This window comes from Acidimicrobiia bacterium (assembly GCA_040880805.1).
Taxonomy (GTDB): domain Bacteria; phylum Actinomycetota; class Acidimicrobiia; order IMCC26256; family DASPTH01; genus DASPTH01.
The window spans coordinates 34,236-40,911 of the sequence record JBBDHW010000013.1; the positions used below are offsets into that span (position 1 = coordinate 34,236).

Annotated in this window: 9 protein-coding genes; 2 read left to right on the forward strand and 7 right to left on the reverse strand. The window is 68.8% G+C overall.

Annotated elements, in window-relative coordinates:
* Positions 1–21: 21 nt before the first annotated feature.
* Positions 22–669, reverse strand: coding sequence for a histidine phosphatase family protein (locus tag WD271_02490; protein ID MEX1006694.1), 648 nt, complete (start codon positions 667–669; stop codon positions 22–24).
* A complete protein-coding gene (locus tag WD271_02495) occupies positions 666–1,379 on the reverse strand; it encodes a PIG-L deacetylase family protein (protein ID MEX1006695.1) in 714 nt (237 codons plus the stop codon). The genes WD271_02490 and WD271_02495 overlap by 4 nt, the downstream gene beginning before the upstream one ends.
* A 36-nt stretch (positions 1,380–1,415) precedes the next feature.
* On the opposite strand from WD271_02495, the gene WD271_02500 reads away from it, so the two are divergent.
* Positions 1,416–1,826 carry a CopD family protein gene (locus WD271_02500; protein ID MEX1006696.1) on the forward strand — a complete coding sequence of 137 codons (411 nt, stop codon included), beginning with the start codon at positions 1,416–1,418 and terminating at the stop codon, positions 1,824–1,826.
* Between the two features lie 15 nt (positions 1,827–1,841).
* On the opposite strand, the gene WD271_02505 is transcribed toward WD271_02500, so the two are convergent.
* From WD271_02505 to WD271_02515, 3 genes are all read right to left on the reverse strand, one after another.
* Positions 1,842–2,450, reverse strand: coding sequence for a YqgE/AlgH family protein (locus WD271_02505; GenBank protein MEX1006697.1), 609 nt, complete (start codon positions 2,448–2,450; stop codon positions 1,842–1,844).
* Complete coding sequence (locus WD271_02510) at positions 2,425–3,669, reverse strand: M23 family metallopeptidase (GenBank protein MEX1006698.1); 1,245 nt, start codon at positions 3,667–3,669, stop codon at positions 2,425–2,427. The genes WD271_02505 and WD271_02510 overlap by 26 nt, the downstream gene beginning before the upstream one ends.
* Positions 3,670–3,738: 69 nt before the next feature.
* The gene (locus tag WD271_02515; GenBank protein MEX1006699.1) at positions 3,739–3,993 is read right to left on the reverse strand and encodes a hypothetical protein; all 255 of its coding nucleotides are present in this window, start codon (positions 3,991–3,993) and stop codon (positions 3,739–3,741) included.
* Positions 3,994–4,077: 84 nt separating this feature from the next.
* Between WD271_02515 and WD271_02520 the strand changes: the two genes are divergently transcribed.
* Positions 4,078–4,350 (forward strand): hypothetical protein, encoded by a 273-nt coding sequence (locus WD271_02520; protein ID MEX1006700.1) that lies wholly within the window; start codon positions 4,078–4,080, stop codon positions 4,348–4,350.
* 369 nt (positions 4,351–4,719) lie between these two features.
* On the opposite strand, the gene WD271_02525 is transcribed toward WD271_02520, so the two are convergent.
* Entirely contained in the window at positions 4,720–5,874 is a 1,155-nt protein-coding gene (locus tag WD271_02525; GenBank protein MEX1006701.1) for an FAD/NAD(P)-binding oxidoreductase, read from the reverse strand.
* A 27-nt stretch (positions 5,875–5,901) separates the two neighbouring features.
* A complete protein-coding gene (locus WD271_02530; protein ID MEX1006702.1) occupies positions 5,902–6,252 on the reverse strand; it encodes a DsrE family protein in 351 nt (116 codons plus the stop codon).
* Positions 6,253–6,676 lie beyond the last annotated feature (424 nt).

Below are 6,676 nucleotides of genomic sequence, written 5' to 3' on the forward strand. Positions count from 1 at the left end.
GGAGGGCCATGTGGCGCGAGTTCAGATCTGCTGGGGCCTCGTGACGGTCACGCCCTCGAGCAGCAGCACGCGATTGCCCAGCCACCACCCTGCCCCGTTTGCCTGCGACTCCAGCCAGCGACCGCCGAGGTTCGCAAGGAGCGTGTCCATCCCGTCGAGGTGCTGCTCGAGCGTGCGGACGATGCCGCCGTGCGTGACGACCAGCACCGACTGACCGTCGTGGACGGCGCGGATGCCCGCGATCGCCGCGAGCGCGCGGGCAAGGAGCGCGTCGTTACCCTCGAAGCCAGGCGGGCGCCGTCCTGACGTGAGGTAGCCGGGCCACTGCTCTTCGATCTCCGCCCTGGTGCGCCCTTGCCACTCGCCGGCATCGCGCTCGCGCAGCCGCGGCTCGATGCGCACCTCGAGACCGAGGTGCTCCGCCATGATCTCGGCGGTTTGGCGCGCCCGCCCGAGGTCGGATGACCAGAGCGCGTCGACGCCGTTGACATGCTTGGCGGCGTCGAGCGCTTGTTGCTCACCGAGCAGCGAGAGCGGCGGGTCGGCCTGCCCTTGCCAGCGTCCGTCGGCATTCCACGTCGACTCGCCGTGACGTACGAGGAGCAGGCGGATCCCGGGTCCGCGCCCGAACGGCGAGCTCCCGGCTCCGTGCCCGAACGGCGGAGTCATTGCGAGCTGACGCGCAGGTAACCCTCGGCGAGGTGGCCGCCCGGAAGCCCGGCCCGCTCGGCCAGCATCGCACCCCACCCGCGCACGAGTTGCTCGATGCGGTCGGGGTCGGGCATCTGGCTCACGTGGCTGCGCAGCGCCTCGATCTTGCGGTCGGCGGTGTCGGTGATGTCGACGAAGGTGTCGGGTTCCGCCGCGGTCATCACGTAGATCTCCTCGGCCACCCAGGGCTCGTAGCCCTCGTCGAGGAGTTCCGGATGCGCGAACGGGTTCCGCGCGTCGGGGTACACCGCCGAGAGCGACGCGTCGCCGCACGCGAGATGGTCGGGATGGCTCGCGTAGATGCGCTGGTAGTTCCGCTCGGGCGACTGGCACAGCACGCGCTGCGGGCGCACGCGCCGGATCACCCGCGTGATGTCGCGCCGGAGCTCGATCGACGTCAACAACCGGCCGTCGGGATAGCCGAGGAATGTGAGGTCGGTGACGCCGACCACCTTCGCCGCGGCCGTCTGCTCCACGCGCCGCAGATCCGCGAGCTCGGACGGCCCGATGCCGCTGTGGCGTCCACCGGCCTCGCCGTCGGTGGCGATGCAGTACGCGACCTCGATCCCGGCGTCGGTCCAGCGGGCGACACTTCCAGCGGCGCCGAAGTCGACGTCGTCGGGGTGCGCGGTGACCACGAGGATGCGTTCGATGTCGTCGTCGTGCATGTTCGTGTGACGCTAGCTCAGTGCGATCCGTGCGCGATGCTGAAGGTGATGCTGCCGGTGACGACGAGCACGATCCGCCTGTTCCTCCACGTACTCGCGGCCACGGTGTGGGTCGGCGGCCAGCTCACTCTTGCCGGGCTCGTACCAGGACTCCGCGACCTGGCACCGGACGCGCCCCGTTCGGTCGCCCGGCGCTTCAACCTGATCGCGTGGCCCGCGTTCGCGGTGCTCGTCGCCACCGGGATCTGGAACATCGTTGCGATCGACCCGAACTGGAGCTCGAGCTACGGGACCACGCTGATCGTGAAGATCGTGGTGGTCGCGGGGTCCGGGATCACCGCGTTCGTGCACACGCGCTCGCGATCGCGTCGCGGGCTCGCTGTCTTCGGCGCGCTGAGCGGGATCACCGCGCTCGCCGCGTTGTTCCTCGGGATCATGCTCGGCTGATCGCGGTGACGGGTATCAGTTACTGGTTGGGTCGACCGGGAAGTTTGCGGCGATCGCGAGGTCACCCCCCTGGCGCCGCAGCACGCGACGCCACAAGGAGTCGGGCTCGGAGGTGAGGAGGTCGTCGACCTCCGCGTCGACGACGTACCAGCCATGCTGCGTGAGCTCGGTGTCGAGCTGCCTCGCCCCCCAGGCGGCGTAGCCCGCGAAGACCCGGACCACTTCGATATCGGGGCGCACTTCCGCAGGTGATCGTCCGAGATCCACCGTGCCGACCGACCCGAGCAGGGGATACCAGCCGTCGGCCGGTTCTGTGGCGCTTCGACCCCGTACGAGTGCGATCACCGCCTCGTGAGGTTGAACCGGGCCACCCACGAACGCGACGCGGGGCTCCGCCGCGAGCGCACACCACTCGGGTACCGCCTCCTCGAGCGTCGCGTCGGACGGCCGGTTGATCACCACCCCGAGTGCCGCCTCGTCCGTATGCTCGATCATGAACACGACCGTGCGAAAGAAATGGGGATCGAGCAGCATCGGGGTGGCGACGAGCAGGCGGCGCGCGGTCGACGACATCGTGCGCGTCAGGCGCGACCCATAGTCAGGTGCGTCCGACGGCGCCTGCACCACCGGGAGTGCCGAAGTCGATGATCGCAAAACCGAGCGGGAGCTCGCGCCGCACGGGAATCGGGTCCTGGACACGGTTCTCGAGGTAGTTCGCCGTCACGCCCTCGATGAAGTACTTCACCGAATCGAGCTGGCCCTCGTACGAGAAGGCGTTGAAGACGAACGGCAACCCGTCGGAACCGAACGGTGACGCGCCACTCATCAGCCGGAAGCTCAGGTGCGGGTAAGAGCTGTCGCCGCTGTTGCCAAGTGTGCCGAGCACCTCCCGGCGCTGCACGCGGTCGCCGACCTTCACAGTGAGCGAGCCCGGCTGCAGGTTTCCGTAGAACGCGAACGATCCGTTGCCGAGGGCGAGGACGACGGAGTTGCCGTCGGCGCTCTCGAAGCTCGACGATGCCGAACCGGGTGGCGCACCGGCCGCCTCGTCCGGGAGCGTGTCGAGCACTCCGACCACCTTGCCGGGCGCGACGGCCAGCACGTCGGCGCCGTAGCCGGTGAAGTTCGGGAGCTGCGTCGGATCGTCGTGCACGAAGAGTCCCGTGTCGTCGAGCTGCATCAGATCGATTGCGAACCGGAGGGGACTCCACAAGCCGCCGTTGACCGGGAGGATCGCCGTCCGATCCGTGTTCGCGATGTCGCAGCACCCGCTCGTGACGACCCAGCCATTGCCGCGGAGCGGCGGCACGAGCACGGGTGGCGCCGGACCGTCGAGCGGCACGGGTGCCACCATGTACGTGAGGACCGTGGCTTCGGTGGCGCGCGGCGACTTCGGACCGAGTAGCTGCAATCGATGCTCCAACACGAGCGGAATGCTCGAGCTCACACCGAACGCGAGATCCACCATGAACAGTCGCTCACCACCCGGCTCGATCACGGTGCTCGACGCCGTCACCCCACCGATGGCACGCACGCGGGTCTGCAAGTCGGCACCGTCGTAGGCGTGAACGGCGACGCCCGAGTCGGCGTCGAGCACTTCGAGCTTCTGCAGCGTCGCCGGGATGGGGCCGCGGTTCGCCAGCCGCAGCTCGTAGACCACGTGGAGCCTGCGGTCGGTGCCGAGCACCGGCGCAGGGTCGTTCTGCGAGAGGAGCACGGCCAGCACCGGCGTGTAGACGTTCTTGGCACGTGCAGCGCTCGCTGCCGGAGCTGCGGGGTGCAGCGCGCCAAATCCGAGAGCGGCGACGACCGCGCCGATTCCGAGAAGCCTGGCGCGTCGCACGGGCCCCATCATCGCATGCAGCCCGTTACCCCAACCCCGCAGTCTGCGTTGCAATCTCGAGCCGGCTGATCACCGATCCGAGTATTGCGAGAAGGATCCTCGGCTCCGCAGCTTGGGACGCCTCCCTCGCGTGCGTTCGAGCGCGGCACGGACGTCCGGATCGCGCAGGGCAGCGACCTCCGCCGCGGCCAGCGTGACTGCAGGCGTCAGCACGAGCGTGCCATCCTCGAACTCTTCGACCAGATAGCGCCGGTCGGAGGGTCGCCCGACCTTGGCCAGGCTCGTTCGGCGCCGCTCATCGACCATGATCTCAACTCGTGCCATGACGCACAGGGTACTCCCGAGAAAACCACATTGCCAAAATACCAAGCATGGCAGAATGGCGGCTTGGCGACCTATCGTCGTGACGTGTTCGAGTTGCTCTTCTGGCCCGCCGCCGACACCGCGCTCGCCGGCCTGGAGAAAGGCGGCGGCGACAAGGTCCTCGCTGCGGTGCGCCGCACCCTGGGCAACCTGGAGTCGGACCCGTTCTCTCCACGGCTGGGAACCCGCCAGTTCGACGCCGAAGAGTACGGCCACATCCGCATGACGCCCTGCGGTCCCGCGAGCTGGCACGTGTACTGGCTCGTCGGCGAGGGCGCTCAGGTGCTGGAGATCGCCGCCATCGGCAACCCGCAGTAGCCCGTCGGGGGCAGCTCGAAGTGACCGTCGTCAAGGGCAACCGCAAGACTCCGCTGCTCCGTCCACGGCCTCGCACGGCGGTGAAGAAGTCGCGCACTCGATCCGCGTCTGTGCCGCGAGGCTGAAGAGATCGGCCTGATCCTCACTCTTCTTTCTACGATGACACCGATGGGTCCCCTGGCGCTGGTCTGCCGCCTCGCGTCGTCACGCCATGGTGCGCCTCGCAAATGGCGAGCTCGCCGACATCAAGCGGGCCCGCAGCGGTGAGTTCGCGCACGATTGCCACCCGGGACGGGCTCCCGAGCGCGGCGAGGAGATCGGCCACGCAGGTGGCCGCGGCCCGAGGATCGAAGGGCGGGGCTGTCGCGTTCAGAGCCATCGGCGCATCCAGTACTGCTCGAACACGACCTTGGCGAGATGCCAACGCCGGCCCGGCCCGCGCATCGCGACGTTGGGCCCGTCGGGTGCGTAGAAGTCGCCGCCCGCGTACGCGCTGTGACCGTCGCCGATCTCGAGGAAACACGAGCCTTTGCCGTCGAAGGCATGGCGCGACGTCCGGCCACGCCAGTCGTGCGCGATCTGATCCGCGACCACTCGAGCTTCGGCTTCGGCAAAGACCCCGGCCTTGGGTAGAAGCTTGCCTCGCGCGATGGGGATCGCGGTCACGTCGCCGATGGCGAACACGTCGGGTACGGCGGTGGCGAGCGTGTGGGGATCGACGGGGATGTAGCCGCTGTCACCCGCGAGGCCGCTGGTCGCGACCACATCGGGAGACCGATGCGGTGGCACGCCGAGCAGCACGTCGGCATGCGCGTCGCCACCATCGGCAAAGACGAGCGCGTTCGTAGCCGCGTCGATGCGGGTGGCGCTGCGGCCGGGGTGAAAGCCGATGCCGTGCTCTCCGAGCAACTCGACCACCGCATCGCCGATGGCAGGCCCCGCGGTCGGCATCGGCAATGCCTCGGGGGTGTAGACATCGACCGTCACGCGGTCGCGGGCACCACCGCGGCGCAGCAGGTCATCGACGAGGAACGCGGCTTCGTATGGCGCGGCGGGACACTTGTAGGGCGTGCCGGCCACGAGCACCGCGACCGTGCCGGCCGACAGAGAGCGAACCGCGTCACCAGCAGCCTGAGCGCCGTCGACCGTGTAGATGTTGTGGGCGGTGTCGGTGAACCCGGGAAGCGACGCCGGGTCGAGGCGTGCGCCGAGGGCAACGATGAGGGCGTCGCCGCGGATCGTCCCGGCACTGGTGGTGGCCTGGCGTTCGGCGGGATCGATGCCGGTCACCTCGGCTTCGATCACTTCGATGCCTTTGGCGCGCAGATGGCGCAGGTCGCGGGTGATCTGGTCGGGACGGCGATCGCCGTGCATGACCCACAGGTACGACGGGGCGAAGCGGAACAGCGGGTCCCGTTCGATCAGGACGACCCGATCGTCAGAGGCGAGCCGGCGGCGCAGCCGACGCGCCGCGACCACACCACCGATGCCACCACCGAGGACAACGACCGTGCGTGCGCTCATGGCAACGCCCCTCTCAGAAAACACGTATCAGAAGGTGATGGTGCGGTCGGCCCACAGCACCCAGTCGGTGAGCTCCTCGAGGGTGGAGCGCCGCGCCCCGCCGGTGAGCATCTCGTCGGTAAGCCCCCGCGCGTCGAGGCACGTGCCACAGCAGCCGACCTCGGCGCCGTGGCGGGCCGCGGTCGCGATCATGCGGTCGAGGTGGTAGTAGCCGTCGGGGACCTTCTGGCCCGTCACGGCGCACCCCACCGCGTCGCCGATCAGAAACACCCGCACCGCAACGTCGTCGCGGTGCGCCAGGGAACCTGCGAGCCGTAGGCCGTTGAAGGAGCGCTCCGTCCCGTAGGCGGGGTCGTTGAGGATCAACAAGAGATTCATCTCCACCTCCTTCTCCACCCTCCTTCTCCACCCTCCTTGCTCATGGTGTGCCGCCGACCCGGCGGCGCGTCAGAGGCATTGGTCCTGTCGCGAACGGGAGGATCGGCGCGTAAGACGCCCGGGGTCCGGGCCCTCGGCGGCGGGGAGCCCGGCAAGGTGCCATTGGCCTCTCGGATAAAGGGCTCCGTCTGGCTGATGCCGGCATGGCCAAGGCTCCCGCACCTCGGCAATAACGCGTTGGCTGCGACCGAGCCAGGACGAGCGTGGCGACAGCACCTGCTTGCAGCCTGAATTGCGATAATGGTATTGTTATCGCCCGTGGCAGGGGCTTCGTGGTCGGTCGACTTCCACCCGGACTGCGAAGTCGAACTAAGGGCCTGCCGACGAACAAGTCGCGCGATCTTACGCGGCGTGTTGGTCGGCT

What these genes read in the sequence shown, in the direction of transcription:
- WD271_02495 (MEX1006695.1), bottom strand. Translation starts at nt 1,379, where the DNA reads ATGCACGACGACGACATCGAACGCATCCTCGTGGTCACCGCGCACCCC.
- WD271_02515 (MEX1006699.1), bottom strand. Translation starts at nt 3,993, where the DNA reads ATGGCACGAGTTGAGATCATGGTCGATGAGCGGCGCCGAACGAGCCTG.
- WD271_02530 (MEX1006702.1), bottom strand. Translation starts at nt 6,252, where the DNA reads ATGAATCTCTTGTTGATCCTCAACGACCCCGCCTACGGGACGGAGCGC.
- WD271_02500 (MEX1006696.1), top strand. Translation starts at nt 1,416, where the DNA reads ATGCTGAAGGTGATGCTGCCGGTGACGACGAGCACGATCCGCCTGTTC.
- WD271_02525 (MEX1006701.1), bottom strand. Translation starts at nt 5,874, where the DNA reads ATGAGCGCACGCACGGTCGTTGTCCTCGGTGGTGGCATCGGTGGTGTG.
- WD271_02490 (MEX1006694.1), bottom strand. Translation starts at nt 669, where the DNA reads ATGACTCCGCCGTTCGGGCACGGAGCCGGGAGCTCGCCGTTCGGGCGC.